The sequence below is a fragment of the Myxococcus sp. SDU36 genome, from assembly GCF_030168875.1.
Taxonomy (GTDB): Bacteria; Myxococcota; Myxococcia; order Myxococcales; family Myxococcaceae; genus Myxococcus; species Myxococcus vastator.
Map to the genome: position 1 here is coordinate 222,172 of NZ_CP077414.1, position 15,327 is coordinate 237,498.

Below are 15,327 nucleotides of genomic sequence, written 5' to 3' on the forward strand. Positions count from 1 at the left end.
GTTCAAGCGCCCCGGCGCATGACGTCATGCGCCAGGGCGGGGCTGCATGGCTGCAGGCTACGCCTTCACCAACTCCAGCGGCTGGCCATCGGGGACGTGCTTCATGGACACCGAGTTCATGCAGTAGCGCAAGCCGGTGGGCGGAGGGCCGTCGGGGAAGACGTGGCCCAGGTGCCCGTCGCAGCGCGCACAGCGGACTTCGGTGCGAACCATTCCGTGTGAGACGTCCTGGATTTCCGTCACCGCGTCGGCCGCCACCGGCTGCGTGAAGGACGGCCAGCCCGTGCCGGACTCGAACTTCGTGCCCGCCTTGAACAGGGGATTGCCGCAGCCCGCGCACACGTAGGTGCCCGGCGTCTTCGTGCCCAGGAAGCACCCGGAGCCAGGCCGCTCGGTGCCGTGGCGGCGGAGGACTTCATACTCCTGGGGGCTCAAGCGCTTGCGCCACTCGTCGTCGCTAAGGGTGAGCTTGTCGACCATTCCTTCCTGCTCCTTGTCCGGGCCCGGACCGGGACCCACGCGCACTTCAGATGCGCATCCTGCCCCAGCGTCGCGCCTGGTGGGCGGCAAGGTGTTAGAAGGCCTGTCCGGCTCCTCGCTTCAGCGCCAGGCGCAATCCGGGAGGCAGCGGCGGGGCGCCGGGGTTTCAACGGGAGTGGGTAGACGCGTCATGCCAGGCAAGGAGCGTGCAATGCGTATTGGCGAGCTGATGACCAAGAACCTGGAGACCATCGAAGCAGGCGAGCCCATCCGGGCCGCGGCGCTGAGGATGCGCACGTGCAACATCGGCTCCCTGCCTGTGCTGGAAGGGGGGCAGTTGGTGGGCATGCTGACGGACCGGGACATCGCGGTGCGGTCCGCGGCGCTGGGGCAGGACCCGAACACCACGCCCGTGCGCGAGGTGATGACGGCTACGGTCATCACCTGCGACATGGACGCGACGCTCGAGGTGGCGGAACGGACGATGGAGGAGAAGATGGTGCGTCGCCTCGTGGTGGTGGACGGCGAGCGGCGGCCGGTGGGGCTCCTGAGCCTGGATGACCTGGCCACGGTGCCGGAGGAGGTCCTGCACGCGGGCGAGGTGCTGGAGCGGCTCCAACAGGGCTGAGGCCTTGGGGCGCGAGCGGCACGCTTCACCGCCCGCGCCCCGGTGTCACCCTCAGGCGTCTGGGGCCGGACGGCACGACGCGACGAGCTCCGCCGCCGCGTCCTCCCACGGGACGTCCCGCTGCGCGCCGCCTCGCTGCCGCAAGCGGACCTTGCCCGCGGCCAGCTCGCGTGCGCCCGCCACCACCAGCCACGGGACGCCCGCCGCGTGGGCATCCAGGACCTTGCGGGACAGGGACTCGCCCCGCCGGTCCACGCTGACGCGGCAGCCCGCCGCCTGGAGCTTCGCGGCGAAGCGCTCGGCGTAGTCGCCCGCGCCTTCACCCACGGCGGCCACCACCACCTGCTGCGGCGCCAACCAGGGCGGCAGCGCGCCGCCGTGGTGCTCCAGCAGGACGCCGATGAAGCGCTCCAGGCTGCCGAGCAGCGCGCGGTGAAGCATCACCGGACGGACGCGGGCCCCGGAGGCGTCGATGTAGTGGAGGTCGAAGCGCTCCGGCAGCACGAGGTCCAACTGGATGGTGCCGCACTGCCACGCGCGCCCCAGCCGGTCCTTCAAGACGAACTCCAGCTTGGGTCCGTAGAAGGCGCCCTCGCCCGGCTGCATGTGGCAGTGGAGCCCCGCTTCCTTCGCGGCCAGGAGGAGCCAGGACTCGGCCTTGTCCCAGAGCGCATCGCGCCCCGCGCGCGCCGCGGGCCGGCCGGAGAAGGCCACCTGGACGTCGTCGAAGCCGAAGCCCGCGTAGAAGTCCTTCAGCGAGCGGGCGAAGCGGACGACCTCCGGCACCACCTGCGGCTCGGCGCAGAAGATGTGGCCGTCATCCTGGGTGAACTGCCGCAGGCGGAACAGGCCGTGGAGCGCGCCGCCGGGCTCCGCGCGGTGCACCAGCCCGAACTCACCCAGGCGCAGCGGCAAGTCCCGGTAGCTGGGCGCCATGCGCTGCACCAGCTCGATGTGGCCGGGGCAGCTCACCGGCTTCACGCCCAGGTGCCGCGCGCCGTCCTCCACCAGGAACATGTTCTCCCGGAAGTTGTCCCAGTGGCCGCTGCGCTCCCACAAGGGCTGCGCGTAGAGCTGTGGGGTGCGGACTTCCTGGTAGCCCTCGCGCCGCATGCGCTGGCGGACGTGCTCCTCCAGCAGCCGGTACAGCAGCAGTCCACGCGGGTGCCAGAACACCATGCCGGGGGCCTCTTCCTGCAGGTGGAAGAGGTCCAGGCGCTGGCCCAGCGCGCGGTGGTCGTGTTCGTCGAGCATGGCTTCGTCTCCGATTCGGAAGGGTGAAACGCCATCCGGTCGGAGCGCTGAGCGAGCGCACGGTTGCCCCGGCCGGAGAAGGCGGGGCAGGGAACCGTGCGTTCGTCAGCTCACCCCATGACGCGCACGGCTCCACGCCCGCCGAAGCGAGTCGTGGTGCCGGTGGTCGTGGTGGTGATGACGAAGCTCACGGCGAAGAAGATGCGAGCGGCGCGGGGAATTGTCAACTCGGCCCCCGCGCCGCCGCGAGGGCCCGTGCAGGTGTTGCTACGCCAACAGCGACGCGAGCCCGATGAGGCCGGCGATGAGGAAGAACAGCGACTCACCAGCGATGAGGCCGCCGCCCATCAGGGACATGGTGCTCATGTCCTCCGGGAGGGCCTCGCCTTCACCCGGGCTGCCACTCACCGCCGGTTGCCCGCGCTTGGAGAACGTGTTCCAGACGGACGTCACGATGCCTCCCGCGCCGAACCACAGCGACACCGGGAACGCCACGAAGCCGCCGAACGACGACGCGTAGGGACTGGGCAGCAGGAGGGCGTCCACCGTCCAGCCGACGGCGAAGCCCTGACGGGAACCCTTCACGTACCGCTGGTAGCGCGCGTTGCCTCGCACCACCTTGCGCAGCAGCTCGTAGGTGAAGCCGATGGCCAGCCCGAGGAGCAGGGCACTCACGACGGCCTGCGACAGCGAGCCGAGGTCGCGGATGGCGCCCACCAGCTTGTACGTCATCGCGGAGCCCCACTGGCCCACCTCGGCGTTGGGGTTGTCCAACTGGTTGATGGTGAGCGCCGGGTAGGCGGTCATGAACACGCGCGCCAGGCCCACGCACAGCAGCGCGCCCATGATGACGCCCAGCACCTGGTAGCGGAACTGGGTGACGCGGTTGGTGCCCAGGCGCCAACCTGTGGAGCGGTCCTGCTGCATGTCGCAGCCCACCGAGGTGGAGATGAGCAGGATGGTGGCGGCCATCATGCCCACCAGCGGGACGCGCAGGCCCATCATGGACATCATCAGCACGGAGATGACGAAGGCGCTGGAGATGGGGTTCTGGTCGGTGATGCCGAACGAGATGCCGTTGATGAGCACGAACAGCAGGGCCAGCCCCATGCCGAAGAGGAGCCAGCCGACGGGCTGATTCAGCACCTGCGTGCCCACCACCAGCGTCGCGCCGCCCCAGACAGCCACCCAGGCCAGCAGCCGGGGGATGTTGACCTTCTTCCAGGACTCCTCCGCCGCTTCGTCCGCCGCTGAGGCCCGCTCGCGGATGCGCTTCGCCGCCTGGACCGCCAGCAGCGACAGGTCCACCACGGCCGCGCCGCAAATCATCCCCAGGCCAATGACGAAGCCGATTTTACGGAACGGGTCCTGAGGACCCAGCCACCCCATCTCACGCAGCGTGGGCAGCATCAGCGCGCCGATGACGGCCATCACGATGGCGGGCACGGTGATGCGGCTGCCGACAATCATGCCCGCGCCCAGCGTCGCCGCGCTGGTGCCGATGGAGGCGACGAAGGCCACCTTCTCCGTCATCCACGCCGCCAGGGCGCCCAGCAGGGTGCCGCCGCCCAGCTTGGAGATGGACGCCTTGAGCAGGCGCTTGTCCGTGAGGGCGCGCAGGATGTTGGCCACCGCCAGCCCGGACGGATAGTCGAGCTGGAGCTTGTCCACGAGCAGCGGCGTGTAGAGCATGCCCACGCCCACCGCGAACATGCCCACGCAGCCGACGAAGAGCATCAGCTTCCAGTCGGCGGGCATCTCCATGCCCAGCCACACCATGGACTGGATGAGCACGGACATGGCGCACAGCGAGGCCACCGACGCGGCCATCGTCTGCATGTAGTTGGCGCCGTGCTTGCCCTCCGCGCCGTACCCGTAGGTGACGGCGCTGCCGAGGATGCCGGCCAGCACCTGGCCGCCGACGAAGAAGCCCACGCTGAAGTTCATGTACGAGGCGGCGATGCCGCCCAGGGGCCCCAGGACGAACAGGGCCACCGCGCTCAGCAGCAGGTGGTACTTCCACGTCCCCACGGGGGGCAACCAGTGGAAGCGACGTTGGGCGGGCTCCGCGAGGGCGCCACCCGAGGACGGGGAAGGGGGCTCCGGAGGGAGCGAGGGGGCTGATAATGACATTCGGCGCCGAAGGGTACCGGCCTTCCACGCTCCTGTCACAACCTGGGCCGTCGGGTGAGGGGGACGGTCCGCGGGCTCGCCCGGACGTTGGAGAAACGCCGCGCCGCGCGTGACGCGTGGCAACATCCGCCGCCATGCGATTCACCCTGCACCGGGGCGTCAGCCTGGCCGTGCTCGCCTCGGCCCGGACGGAGGCCGACCACCATGAGGACCTGGGCTGCAGCATCCAGGGGCCCACCGCCCGGCCTGTCCGCCGTGCCTTCCTCCCGCTGAAGCGGCACGTCGCCACGCTGGGACGCGAGGGCGCGCTGCACGACGCGGAGGCGCTGGTGCGCTGGCTGGAGGACACCCCACGCTATGCCGCGCTGTGCGTGGGAAAGCAGCGGCGCATGGGACGCCGCGTGTTGCGTCCCGACGTGCTGTTCCCGGAGGCCACGCGACACCGGCCGCGGGTGCTGCACCTTCGCCAGGAAGCGCTGGGCCTGGACGTGCCCGTGCGTGCGTCCGAGTGGCCCGCCGTGGCGGACTTCTTCGCGGCGCTCGCGCGCGGCGCCACACGCGCGGAGCTCCGGACCTTCGCGGCGCTGCCCGTGTTGGCGGAGTTGGTGGCGGACCTGGGGCAGGCGGGCTGGCTCGTGCGCCATGAAGCGCCCGTGGACGTGCCCTCGCCCGGCGCGCTCTTCGTGGGGCACAACACGGTGCTCGTCACTGGCCGCGAGGGACGCGTGCTGGTGGACCCGTACTTCCGGCCCGAGGGCGCGGTGGACTTGCCGGGCTATGCGGCGATGCAGCCGCGCGACGTGGGGCGGGTGGACGCGGTGGTCATCACCCATTCACATGGGGACCACTTCCACCTGGGCTCGTTGCTGCAGTTGCCTCGCGACACGCGCATCTTCGTGCCGGCGGTGGCGCGTGAGAGTCTCTTCTCCACGGACTGTGCCCTGCGGCTGTCGCAGCTGGGCTTCACGCGCGTGGAGCCCCTGCGCTGGGGCGAGTCCCGGCAGGTCGGCGACGTCACCGTGCGCGCGCTGCCGTTCTACGGCGAGCAGCCCACGGACGGTGAAGGCCCGTACCCGGACCTCTTCAACGAGGGCAACGCGTGGCTGGTGCGGGCGCCCGGCTTCTCCGCGGCGTTCTTCGCGGACTCAGGGCATGACGTGCGTGGGGACATGGCGGCGGTGTGCCGGCGCGTGCTCCGCGAGGCTCCGGTGGACGTGCTCTTCTGCGGCGTCCGCGGCTTCCGGCTGGCGCCCATCTTCTTCGGCTTCACCACGCTGGAGGCGTTCCTGGTCAACGTCCCCCGCGCGATGCTGAAGGCGCCGCAGCGGCTCATGGCCGGGCCGGAGGAGGCGCTGCGTTATGGCGCCTTGCTGGGCGCCCGCTACGTGGTGCCCTGCGCGGATGGTGGGGCGCCCTGGTACTGGCGCGAGGGCATGGGGCCTCGCTACGCGGGCTACCCCGGCGAGCCCGTGAGCGGCGCCAGCCACCTGGATGAGAACCCGGACGCCGACCCCTATCCGGAGCGGCTCGCCGAGGTCCGGCGGACGATGAAGGCCGCTCCCAAGCCCCTGGTGCTGCGGCCGGGAGAGTCGCTGCGCTGGAAGGGAGCTCGGACGCCGGAGGTGGTGCGCCACCCCGGCTTCGTGTGGCCTTTCGGCGACGCGGCGTGATGTGTCCGCCGCGCGGGCACTCAGCGCGCGGCGAGCCGGGCCCTGCCGCGCACGAGCTGCACCACGTACACCCCGGCGACCACCGCGAAGCACACGGTGGCCAGCGTCAGGTATCTGCCGATGAGCTGATGCTCTCCCCAGTCGTGGGGCATCCCCACCAGCTTGCTGGCGTCGCTCAGGCCCACGCCCTCCATCCTGCCGAAGGGAATGGCGCTGAAGTCCTTCTTCGACTTCCACCACGTCAGGAAGCCGTCCATGAGCGACAACGCGCCGAGCCCCAGGAAGCCCCAGCGCAGGGCCTGCTTGTGGAGGTAGCTGCCCGCCGGGGCGTAGAGGGTCAGCATCATCACCGTGCCCAGCACCATCATCCCGCCATCGCCGTTGAAGGTGATGAGCATGTCCACCGTCTGCGGCGACAGCAGCAGCGTGCCGACGGCTTGAAGCACCAGCAGGATGGCGCCGCAGGCCACCCACAGCCACTGACGGCGCCTCCACCCCCACCACACCCACGCTCCCAGCGCCGCGGCGAGCATCAGCGCCAGGACATGGGAGCGGCCGAAGATGGCCGTCACCCACAGCGAGGGGAACGCGGACCGGCCACAGAACCAGGCCGTCAGGGCGTGGCCCAGCTCATGGAACGGCATGGTGATGAGCCGGGCCGCGAAGGCGCTGAAGTTGCCGCTCAGCGCCACGTAGGACACCAGGAGGGCCACGGGGATGGCCCAGGTGCGCAGGCGGTGCTCGAACGCGGCCTCCTCGGCGTCGACATCCCAGGCGGGCGTCTCCGGTGGCAGCACGTCCGAGCGCAAGTCAGGCGTCTCCAGCCAGGCGGGGTCGACGAGCGGCGGCGGCTCCTCGGGCGCCACCGTGGGGGCTTCCTCGCGCTGCCGCGCCGCCCGGGCCTCCGCCTTGGCGTAGATGATGCCGCAGCGGGGGCACTCCGGCCCGGCGGCGCGGGGGGACTGGCAGCGGGGACAGGCCTGGGAGGACGGGGCTTCCACGGTCCCCTCACTCTAGGAGCCTGCCGCGTCCGGCGAAAATCCGGAGTGGTACGGCGCGGGCTGCGCTTGACGGCAACGCCAGACTCCCCCAAGAGCGCACCATGCCACCGCTGGACACGAAGACGCGCGGGCGGACCTCGCGCGGGCGCCTGCGCGCGCTGGACACGTACCTGTGCCGCTTCGAGCGCCCGTTGCTCGAACGCCGTGACGGGCCCTGGGCCCACGCCGCCTTCGTCGACGTGGGCTTCGGCGAGCACCCGTGGACGACGCTGGAGAGCGCCCAGGCCTTTCGCGCGCTCAACCCGGAGCTCGCCGTGGTGGGCGTGGAGCTGGACGCGGAGCGCGCGCGGGCGGCGCAGGTGGACGCGGATGCCCGCACGTCCTTTCGCGAGGGTGGCTTCGCATTGCCGCTGCGCCCCGAGGAGCCCGCCCGGCTGGTGCGCGCCATGAACCTGCTCCGCCAGGGGCCGCCCGAGCGCGTCCCCGAGGTACACCGCACCCTGGCCAGCTACCTGCTGCCGTCGGGCCTGCTGGTGGAGGGCAGCGCGGACCCAACGGGCGCGGTGATGTCCGCGCACCTGCTGCGCCGCGGCACCGAGCCGGCGCTGCCGCGGCGCGAAGCGCTCCTGTTCCACACCGACTTCAGCCTCGGCTTCGCGCCCATGCTCTTCCGGGACTGGCTGCCCCGGGACTTGCGCCGCCGGGTGCGTCCGGGTGAGCCCATCCATGACTTCTTCTCCGCGTGGAGCGCGGCCTGGCAGCAGGCGCGGGCCACGGGCCATGCGCCTCCGCCCGATGCGTTTCGCGAAGCCGCGCTGGGGCTCTCCGCACGCATGGAGGGAGTGGAGACCGACCCGTGGCTCTTGTCCCACGGCTACGTTGTTTGGAGGCCCAAGGAGGGTGTCTGTTTTTGACGACAGTGTGCTGTGCGTTTCTCAGAGAAGGAGAGGGCGCAGCCGAGGGAAGCCAAGCGGGGTGGCGTGCGGTTATCCTGCGCGTGACCAGGACTTGAAGCGGCGCCGCCTCTCCTTCGCGTGAGGCGTGCCGGGAACGCAGCGGGAGAACGACACCGTCATGTTGGAGCAGGCACCCCGGGTTCGAATGGAGGGCCGACCGTCCGTGCTGCTCTTCTCTGCGGGCTTCTACGGCACGCTCGCGGCCGCGCGTTGCTTCGGACGCAACGGCATCGACGTCACGGTGGCGGACCCCGGCAAGCTGGGGCCGGCGAGCTGGTCTCGCTTCGTGGGCCGCCGCCTGCAGTGTCCTCCGGAGTCCCAGGCCGAGGCCTTCATCGAGTGGCTGTTGGGCCTGGGCCGCCGCGAGCCGCTGCGGCACGTGCTCTACCCGACGAGCGACGAGCTGGCGTGGCTGGTGGCCGTCCACCGCGAGGCGCTGTCGGAGTACTTCCACCTCTACGACCCGGGCATCGACGCCGTCTACGGCCTGCTCAACAAGCGCAAGCTCTTCGAAGCGGGCCAGGCGGTGGGCTTGAAGCTGCCGCGCACCTGGTTCCCGGCGTCGGAAGCGGACCTGGACGGGGTGTCCCGCGAGGCGCGCTTCCCGGTCCTCATCAAGCCCACCACGCAGGTTCTCTACTCCACCCACCGCAAGGGGCAGCCGGTGCAGGCGCCCGAGCAGCTCGCGGAGGAGTACCGCGCCTTCTCGCGGGATGGCTACGCGCCCATGCTGGTGCGCTTCGACCCCGCGGTGTCGCGCCCCATGGTGCAGGAGTTCCACCCGGAGGCGGCGGAGGGCATCTACAGCCTCTCCGGCTTCGTGGACGAGACGGGCGAGCTGTTCGAGGTGCGCGGCGCCATGAAGGTGCTCCAGCGTCCGCGGCGGCTGGGCGTGGGCGTGTGCTTCGAATCCGCCCCGGTGCGCGAGGACCTGGCCGCGGGGCTCCAGCGCCTGTGCAAGCGCCTGGGCTACCACGGCGTCTTCGAGGTGGAGTTCATCCAGACGAAGGACGACTTCCTCCTCATCGACTTCAACCCCCGCTACTACGGGCAGATGGGCTTCGACATCGCCCGGGGCCTGCCGCTGCCGCTGCTGGCCTACCACGCCGCGCTGGGGGACCGGGACGCCCTGCGCCGCGAGCTGCGGGCCGCGCGTGACTGGCGCGGCAACGGCGAGGTGTTCTGCAACCGCATCGCGCTGGAGATGCTGCTCAACCTCCAGCGGCTGTCCGGCGCGTTGCCGGAGGACGAGGCCCGACAGTGGCGGCGCTGGCTGGAGACGCACCAGGGGGCGGCGGTGGATCCGCTCATCGACTCGGATGACCTGATGCCCACCGCGGTGGAGGTGGCGCAGATTCTCTACGGCTCCGCGCGCCACCCCCGGGCCTTCCTCCGGATGATGGTGCTCAACCGGTGAGCGCGGCGCGGCTGTCCGGCGCGTCGAACGTCACCAGGTCGTCGAACGTCTCCGCGCGCCGCAGCAGCCGCTCCTTCCCGTCCTCCAGCGCGATGATGGCCGGCTGGGGATAGGAGAAGGACGTGGCGAAGGGCACGAAGTAGGCGCCCGCGTCCATGATGGCCAGCGTGTCTCCCACGCGAAGGTCGGGCAGCCGCTTCGCGTGGTAGAGCGTGTCGCCCGGCGTGCAGATGGGGCCCACCACCGTGTAGATTTTGTCGGCTGGCGCGTCCGGCCGGTTCACGTGGAAGAGCTGGTGGTACTCGTTGCGCACGCACTCGGCATGGTTGATGCCGGCGTCCAGCACCGCCCACGTCCTGTCTTCCCCCGCCTTGAGCGCGTGCACCCGGCCCAGCAGGAGCTGCGTGTCGCCCGTCATGGCGCGGCCCGGCTCCAGGAAGATGCGGGGCCGCTGACGTCCGCGCCGCGCGTAGTGCGTCTCCACCAGCTCCACCGCCAGCGCCACGTAGCGGTCGATGGACAGCGACGCCGCCGGGTCGGGCGCGGGCACGTCGCGGAAGAAGGTGAGGTTGAGGCGCCAGTCGCGCTCGGCGATGTGCTCGACGGTGGGCGTGTTGAGGCTGCCGCCCAAATCCAGCACCTCCAAATCCAGCCCCAGCTCCTGGTGCAGCGTGTCCGTGAAGTCGAGCACCGACTCCACGAAGGCCGTGAAGTCGCCCTCCGTGCGGATGGTTTCGCCACGGTGCGCGTGCAGGCCCACCACATCCAGGTGCTTCGAGCCGCGCGCCTGCTGGTAGGCCCGCAGCGCGGCGCCCCCCGCGATGGGCGTGCCGAACTGCCCCGTCCAGCCGCTGCTCGTCGTCACTCGCACCGCGACGCGCGGGCGGCGCTCCAGCTCCGCGGCCAGCCGCGCGAAGACGGCAATCTCCTCCGCGTGGTTGGCGGCCAGCAGTTGGATGCCCCGGGAGATGGCCTCGCGCACGGAGGCCTCCGACTTCACCGGGCCGTTGTAGACGATGCGCTCGGGGGGCACGCCCAGCTTGAGCGCCAGCCACATCTCGTAGGCGGAGATGACCTCCGCGCCCACGCCCAGGCCGTGCAGGAAGGACAGCACGCCGGGCACCGGGTTCGTCTTGTACGAGTAATAGACTTCACAGCCGCCCGTGCGCCCCGGCGGCACCGCGAGGAAGCGCTCCGCGTTGCGGCGCAGCGCCGCCAGGTGCACGACGTGCAACGGCGAGCCCCAGCGCTCCACCAGCTGCGCCAGCGGGACGCCTTCCAGGCTCAGGCCCTGGCCGGGCACGTCCCGCAGGCCCCAGTGCGAGGCGGGGATGTGGTTGCGCGCTGGGGCCATGGCCCGCTGGAGCACCGGGCGCAGCGTCTGCTTCACCTGGCGCCTGGCCGTCCCGAGAAGCCGGCTCTTGAGGCTCATGACGCGCGGCCCTGGTTGCGCAGGCGCAGCGGCAGCCGGCGGGCGACCTCGAAGGGCAGCACCCGCAGGGCGGCCTGCATGAGGCGGTACTCCAGCATGCCGTTCGCCTTGCGGTACTTGCCGTGAATCATCTCGTTGGACTGCACCACCAGCGTGCCGTCCTTGCCCAGGTTGTGCATCAGCGAAGGCCGGCCGGTGCGGTAGTGCAGGATGGGCCGGTTGACGTAGACGTGGCCGAACGCGCGGATGCCGCGCAGGTAGAAGTCCACGTCCTCGTAGACGGGGATGCTGGCGTCGAAGCCGCCCAGCGGGGCGAAGTGCTCCCGGCGCACCATGCACGCGGAGTTCACATACAGCGTGCCGCGGAAGAGGATGTGGGCCACCGTCCACGCGCTGTTGGGGGTGCTGGCGCCCACCTGGGCGGCCCACTCGAAGTAGGCGCTCTTGTCCTTGAGCCAGTCCGCGTCGTCGCCGAAGGGCACCACCCAGCCCACCGCCACGCCCGCGTCCGGCCGCGCGTCCAGCGCGCTCACCATGGCGTGCAGCGCGCCCTCCGCGAGCATGTCGTCGTCATCCAGGAAGTGCAGGTAGCGGCCGCGGGCCAGCGTGGCGCCGTGGTTGCGCACCACCGCCGGGCGGCCCTTCGACGGCGGGTCGTTCACCAGGTAGCGGACCCGCTCGTCCTTCAGCCCTTCCACCGCCTCGCGTGCCGTGCCCTCCGGCGTGTCGTCCAGGACGACGACCTCGACGCTCACCCCTTCCTGGCGGAGGACCGAGCGGATGGCCTCCACCACTTCCTTCTCCCGCTTGTGGGTGGGCATCACCACCGAGACGTCAATGACGGACATGGCGGACTTATACGCGTTGGCGGCCACGCCTGAGAAGCCGCCAGCCCGCGCGCCATCCAGTCACTTCAGTAGCTGGCGAACGCCAGGTCGAAATCCACTCCCTGCATCTCTGCCGGGTCGACCGCGACCTGCGCGCGAACCGCTGCGAGTACGACAGGAATGTCCGGATTCTGGCGATTCCCGCTCGGACGCAAGAGGGGTGTAGCGCTCCGTACCACCCAGTCATGGCTGCCAGTGGCCGCACGGACCTGCCTGTCCGCTCGACCGAAATCCCAGCGCGACAGGCGGTTCAGCGAAGGCTGCGTGCGGTGGCGGGCCATGGTCATCCTCCTGCCTCGACTCCGTGAGGCTGGCCGTTGGTTTTGCAGGCGTCATGCCAGCTTGCTGGCTGGGCAGACGGGCGCGCCACGGGTGACGCATTCCCCTCTAGGAAGCGGGTGTCTGCCCGGAAGAGGAGGCTTCGACACACCGGGTCAGACTTGACGCCGGGCGGCGGGCGCGACAGGAACAGGCCACACATGGCGTTCCTCCTGGCACACGAAGTCGAGCCGCCCCGGGCCTGCAGCTACCTGCCAGAGCGGCAGGCCTCGCTCGAGAACCTCGTGCTGGAGGACGTCACGCCGGAGGAGTACGAGCATCTGCTGGTGCGGGGCTGGCGCCGCTTCGGGTTGGTGTACTTCCGGCCCGCGTGCGCGGACTGCCAGGCCTGCGTGTCCTTGCGCCTCCCCGTGGAGGGCTTCCAGCCCAACCGCAGCCAGCGCCGGGCGCGTGCCGCGTGCGCGCATCTGCGCGTGGAGGTGGGGCCGCCGCGCGTGGATGACGCGCGGCTGGCCCTGTACCGCCAATGGCATTCGGAGCGGGAGGTGGCGCGCGAGTGGGCGCCGTCGCCCATCACCGCGCGAGAGTACTCGCTCCAGTTCTCCTATCCGCACCCGTCCGCGCGCGAGGTGGCGTGGTACGACGACGGCGCGGAGGGCGGCCCCAGGCTGGTGGGCGTGGGCATCTGCGACGAGACGCCGCGCGCCTGGAGCGCCGTGTACTTCTTCTACGACCCCGCCTACGCGCACCTGTCGCTGGGCACGGCCAACGTGCTGCACCAGGTGGCGCTGGCGAAGGCGCGGGGCATTCCCCACGTCTACCTGGGCTACCGCGTGCTGGCGTGCGCGTCCCTGCGCTACAAGGGCGCCTTCCGTCCGCACGAGCTGCTGGAGGACCGGCCCGAGCTGGACGCCGCGCCTCAGTGGGTGGCGCCGCCCGAGGAGGCCTGAGGCACGTCGAGCGCCGCGCCGAAGTGCTGGAGCAGCCGGCGCGCGTATTCCTCCGGCGCCACGCGCGCGTACTGGCCATGGCCCGCGCCCTCGACGACCCAGAGTGACTTGGGCTCGCACGCGGCCTGGAAGAGGCTGGCCTGGAGCTTCGCGGGCGCGTCCGGGTCCACGTCGCCGTTGACCAGCAGCAGCGGCCGGCCGCCCAGCCGGCACATCCCGTCAATGGGGCGCACCGCGTCCACCGTCACGCCCGCGCGGCGCAGCGTCCACAGCACGGGCTCCGCGCTCAGCGCACCCCAGCGGCCATAGCCCGCGTAGATGTCCGCCTCCAGCGCCGGGTAGGCCCCCGCGGCGGCCACCGCCTTCACCCGCGCGTCCTCGCTGGCCACCAGGAGCGCCGTGGCGCCGCCCATGGAGAAGCCGAAGAGGCCCAGCCGTCCCGGGTCCACGTCCGGGCGCCGTGAGACGAAGTCCAGCGCCGCCGTCACGTCGCGCCGCTCCCGGTCTCCCCACGTCACCGTGTCGCCGCCGCTCTCGCCGTGCGCGCGCGAATCGAACAGCAGTACGCCGTAGCCCGCTCCCGCGAGCGTCCGGGCCTCGAAGAGCAACTGCGCGCGGTTGTCCGCGAAGCCGTGCACCAGCACCACCGCGGCGCGGTTGCGTGAAGGCACGTACCAGCCCTTGAGCGGCACGCCGTCGGACGTGGTGAAGGCCACGTCCTCCAGCGGCGACAGCACCGGCTCCGCCAGTGGACGTGTCACCGGAATGGGCCGCGGATGCAGCAGGCCCTGACCCATGCGATGACCGTTGACTGCGAGATACCCCGCGGCGGCGAGCAACACGCAGAGGGGCGCCAGCGCCATGAGGCAGCGGAAGTGAGTGCGTGTTTTCACGGATATCTAGAATTGGCTTGGAATAAAGCGAACCCTAGCTGAGCCGGGGGGTGGCGGAGCGAATGCAAGTTGGTTACACCGCAGGTGGGTCAGGATGGAGCCGGGGGAGCCCTGTCACTCCGAAGGTTCTGGACGGCGGTGTCTCGAAGCGCGCGAGAGTGCGGGTGATGCTCGTAACGACACAGGGCGAGGCGCCTCCAGTCCCCGCGCGGAAGCGGGTGCTGTTCACGCTGGTGTTCCTGGGCTCGGGCGGCATCGAACGGTCCGTGTGCAACGTGCTGGCGGGGCTGGACCCCAGCCGGTTCGACACGAAGATGTTCTTCCACCACCGGCCCCATCCGAAGAGCCAGAGCGACCGGATTCCGCAACGCACCGAGGTCGTCTGGGGCACCGACGCCTTCGAGTACCGGCGGGGCATGTTGCCGCGCTTCTTCTGGCGGTTGGTGCGCGAGGCGCGCGACGTGGACGTCATCGTCGCGGGGCAGGAGGGCCGGGCGGCGCTGCTGGCGTGTCTGGTGGGGCGGCTCTTGCGCAAGCCCGTGGTGGGCATGATTCACTTCGACTGGGGCGCCTTCCACCTGGAGCAGCCCCGGCGGCAGCTCTGGGGCCTGCGGTGGCTCTACCCGCGCATGAGCCGCGTCGTCGCGTGCGGCCACGACTCGGCGAAGGCCTTCCAGGACCTGGTGCCGGTGCGACCGGAGCAGCTCCACGTCATCCCCAACTTCGTGGACGGCGACCGCGTGCGCGCCGCCGGTGAGCAGCCGCTGCCGGCCTGGGCGGAGCCTCTCTTCCGCAAGCCGGTGGTCATCGCCGTGGGCCGGCTGGAGCACCAGAAGGCCTTCGACGTGCTCATCCGGAGCCACGCGCTGATGCGCCAGGCCGGGGTGGACCAGCACCTGCTCATCCTGGGGGAAGGCTCGCTGGAGGCGGAGCTGAAGGCGCTGGTGAAGTCGCTGGGCGTGGAGGACTCCGTCTTCCTGCCGGGCTTCGCGCCCAACCCGCATGCGCTGATGCGGCGGGCGGCGGCCTTCGCCCTGTCCTCGCGCTTCGAGGGGCTGCCCATGGTGTTGCTGGAGGCGCTGGCCCTGGGCTGCCCCGTGGTCAGCACCGACTGCCCCTCCGGCCCCGCGGAGGTGCTGGAGCATGGCAAGCACGGCGCCCTGGTGCCCATGGAGCAGCCCCAGGCGCTGGCGGACGCCCTGGCGCGAATCGTCCAGGACGACGTGCACCGGGCCGACCTGTCCGCCCGGGCCCGGCAGCGCGCCGAGGCGCTGTCCGCCGACCGCGCCCTGAAGGCCTGGGAGTCCCTGCTCGCGTCCCTCTGACAGAGGGGGAGGGGCCCGGCCC

The 15,327-nt window shown here is 71.1% G+C and carries 14 protein-coding genes; 6 read left to right on the top strand and 8 right to left on the bottom strand.

From position 1 onward, the window contains the following. Positions 1-57 precede the first annotated feature (57 nt). Positions 58-480 (bottom strand): peptide-methionine (R)-S-oxide reductase MsrB, encoded by a 423-nt coding sequence (gene msrB, locus KGD87_RS00885; protein ID WP_163787326.1) that lies wholly within the window; start codon positions 478-480, stop codon positions 58-60. 211 nt (positions 481-691) lie between these two features. Between msrB and KGD87_RS00890 the strand changes: the two genes are divergently transcribed. After that, positions 692-1,108, top strand: coding sequence for a CBS domain-containing protein (locus KGD87_RS00890; protein WP_163786998.1), 417 nt, complete (start codon positions 692-694; stop codon positions 1,106-1,108). Between the two features lie 51 nt (positions 1,109-1,159). Here KGD87_RS00890 and thrS read toward each other — a convergent pair whose 3' ends face one another. Both thrS and KGD87_RS00900 read right to left on the bottom strand, forming a co-directional pair. Continuing rightward, positions 1,160-2,362: a threonine--tRNA ligase gene (gene thrS, locus KGD87_RS00895; protein ID WP_284665700.1), complete on the bottom strand. Its 1,203-nt coding sequence runs from the start codon at positions 2,360-2,362 to the stop codon at positions 1,160-1,162. A gap of 267 nt (positions 2,363-2,629) precedes the next feature. Further along, positions 2,630-4,495 carry an OPT/YSL family transporter gene (locus tag KGD87_RS00900; RefSeq protein ID WP_502887992.1) on the bottom strand — a complete coding sequence of 622 codons (1,866 nt, stop codon included), beginning with the start codon at positions 4,493-4,495 and terminating at the stop codon, positions 2,630-2,632. A 134-nt stretch (positions 4,496-4,629) separates the two neighbouring features. Between KGD87_RS00900 and KGD87_RS00905 the strand changes: the two genes are divergently transcribed. After that, positions 4,630-6,165, top strand: a complete 1,536-nt coding sequence (locus KGD87_RS00905) for an MBL fold metallo-hydrolase (RefSeq protein ID WP_284665702.1) — start codon at positions 4,630-4,632, stop codon at positions 6,163-6,165. Between the two features lie 20 nt (positions 6,166-6,185). On the opposite strand, the gene KGD87_RS00910 is transcribed toward KGD87_RS00905, so the two are convergent. Beyond that, positions 6,186-7,166 carry a hypothetical protein gene (locus KGD87_RS00910; protein WP_284665703.1) on the bottom strand — a complete coding sequence of 327 codons (981 nt, stop codon included), beginning with the start codon at positions 7,164-7,166 and terminating at the stop codon, positions 6,186-6,188. A 101-nt stretch (positions 7,167-7,267) separates the two neighbouring features. Between KGD87_RS00910 and KGD87_RS00915 the strand changes: the two genes are divergently transcribed. Together KGD87_RS00915 and KGD87_RS00920 are read left to right on the top strand one after the other, a co-directional pair. Beyond that, complete coding sequence (locus KGD87_RS00915; protein WP_284665704.1) at positions 7,268-8,080, top strand: methylase; 813 nt, start codon at positions 7,268-7,270, stop codon at positions 8,078-8,080. A gap of 205 nt (positions 8,081-8,285) precedes the next feature. After that, positions 8,286-9,539: a carboxylate--amine ligase gene (locus KGD87_RS00920; protein WP_284665705.1), complete on the top strand. Its 1,254-nt coding sequence runs from the start codon at positions 8,286-8,288 to the stop codon at positions 9,537-9,539. Here the strand turns inward: KGD87_RS00920 and KGD87_RS00925 are convergent. The 3 genes from KGD87_RS00925 to KGD87_RS00935 form a co-directional block, all read right to left on the bottom strand. Further along, positions 9,529-10,971, bottom strand: a complete 1,443-nt coding sequence (locus KGD87_RS00925; RefSeq protein ID WP_284665706.1) for a type III PLP-dependent enzyme domain-containing protein — start codon at positions 10,969-10,971, stop codon at positions 9,529-9,531. The two genes, KGD87_RS00920 and KGD87_RS00925, sit on opposite strands and share 11 nt — an antisense overlap. Further along, complete coding sequence (locus KGD87_RS00930) at positions 10,968-11,819, bottom strand: glycosyltransferase family 2 protein (protein ID WP_176412023.1); 852 nt, start codon at positions 11,817-11,819, stop codon at positions 10,968-10,970. The genes KGD87_RS00925 and KGD87_RS00930 overlap by 4 nt, the downstream gene beginning before the upstream one ends. A gap of 65 nt (positions 11,820-11,884) precedes the next feature. After that, complete coding sequence (locus tag KGD87_RS00935; RefSeq protein ID WP_284665707.1) at positions 11,885-12,139, bottom strand: hypothetical protein; 255 nt, start codon at positions 12,137-12,139, stop codon at positions 11,885-11,887. A 198-nt stretch (positions 12,140-12,337) separates the two neighbouring features. On the opposite strand from KGD87_RS00935, the gene KGD87_RS00940 reads away from it, so the two are divergent. Continuing rightward, positions 12,338-13,087 carry an arginyltransferase gene (locus tag KGD87_RS00940; protein WP_284665708.1) on the top strand — a complete coding sequence of 250 codons (750 nt, stop codon included), beginning with the start codon at positions 12,338-12,340 and terminating at the stop codon, positions 13,085-13,087. Here KGD87_RS00940 and KGD87_RS00945 read toward each other — a convergent pair. Next, positions 13,057-13,950, bottom strand: a complete 894-nt coding sequence (locus KGD87_RS00945) for an alpha/beta hydrolase (RefSeq protein WP_350102652.1) — start codon at positions 13,948-13,950, stop codon at positions 13,057-13,059. The two genes, KGD87_RS00940 and KGD87_RS00945, sit on opposite strands and share 31 nt — an antisense overlap. Positions 13,951-14,147: 197 nt before the next feature. Here KGD87_RS00945 and KGD87_RS00950 point away from each other — a divergent pair, with 197 nt between their 5' ends. Beyond that, on the top strand, positions 14,148-15,305 hold the full coding sequence (locus tag KGD87_RS00950; protein ID WP_284665710.1) for a glycosyltransferase: 1,158 nt from the start codon (positions 14,148-14,150) through the stop codon (positions 15,303-15,305). Positions 15,306-15,327: the final 22 nt, after the last annotated feature.

Excerpts from the sequence above, each read along its gene's own strand:
- KGD87_RS00890 (WP_163786998.1), top strand. The coding sequence starts at position 692 with ATGCGTATTGGCGAGCTGATGACCAAGAACCTGGAGACCATCGAAGCA.
- thrS (WP_284665700.1), bottom strand. The coding sequence starts at position 2,362 with ATGCTCGACGAACACGACCACCGCGCGCTGGGCCAGCGCCTGGACCTC.
- KGD87_RS00950 (WP_284665710.1), top strand. The coding sequence starts at position 14,148 with ATGCTCGTAACGACACAGGGCGAGGCGCCTCCAGTCCCCGCGCGGAAG.
- KGD87_RS00925 (WP_284665706.1), bottom strand. The coding sequence starts at position 10,971 with ATGAGCCTCAAGAGCCGGCTTCTCGGGACGGCCAGGCGCCAGGTGAAG.
- KGD87_RS00940 (WP_284665708.1), top strand. The coding sequence starts at position 12,338 with ATGGCGTTCCTCCTGGCACACGAAGTCGAGCCGCCCCGGGCCTGCAGC.
- KGD87_RS00935 (WP_284665707.1), bottom strand. The coding sequence starts at position 12,139 with ATGGCCCGCCACCGCACGCAGCCTTCGCTGAACCGCCTGTCGCGCTGG.
- KGD87_RS00945 (WP_350102652.1), bottom strand. The coding sequence starts at position 13,950 with ATGGCGCTGGCGCCCCTCTGCGTGTTGCTCGCCGCCGCGGGGTATCTC.
- msrB (WP_163787326.1), bottom strand. The coding sequence starts at position 480 with ATGGTCGACAAGCTCACCCTTAGCGACGACGAGTGGCGCAAGCGCTTG.
- KGD87_RS00905 (WP_284665702.1), top strand. The coding sequence starts at position 4,630 with ATGCGATTCACCCTGCACCGGGGCGTCAGCCTGGCCGTGCTCGCCTCG.
- KGD87_RS00915 (WP_284665704.1), top strand. The coding sequence starts at position 7,268 with ATGCCACCGCTGGACACGAAGACGCGCGGGCGGACCTCGCGCGGGCGC.
- KGD87_RS00930 (WP_176412023.1), bottom strand. The coding sequence starts at position 11,819 with ATGTCCGTCATTGACGTCTCGGTGGTGATGCCCACCCACAAGCGGGAG.
- KGD87_RS00900 (WP_502887992.1), bottom strand. The coding sequence starts at position 4,495 with ATGTCATTATCAGCCCCCTCGCTCCCTCCGGAGCCCCCTTCCCCGTCC.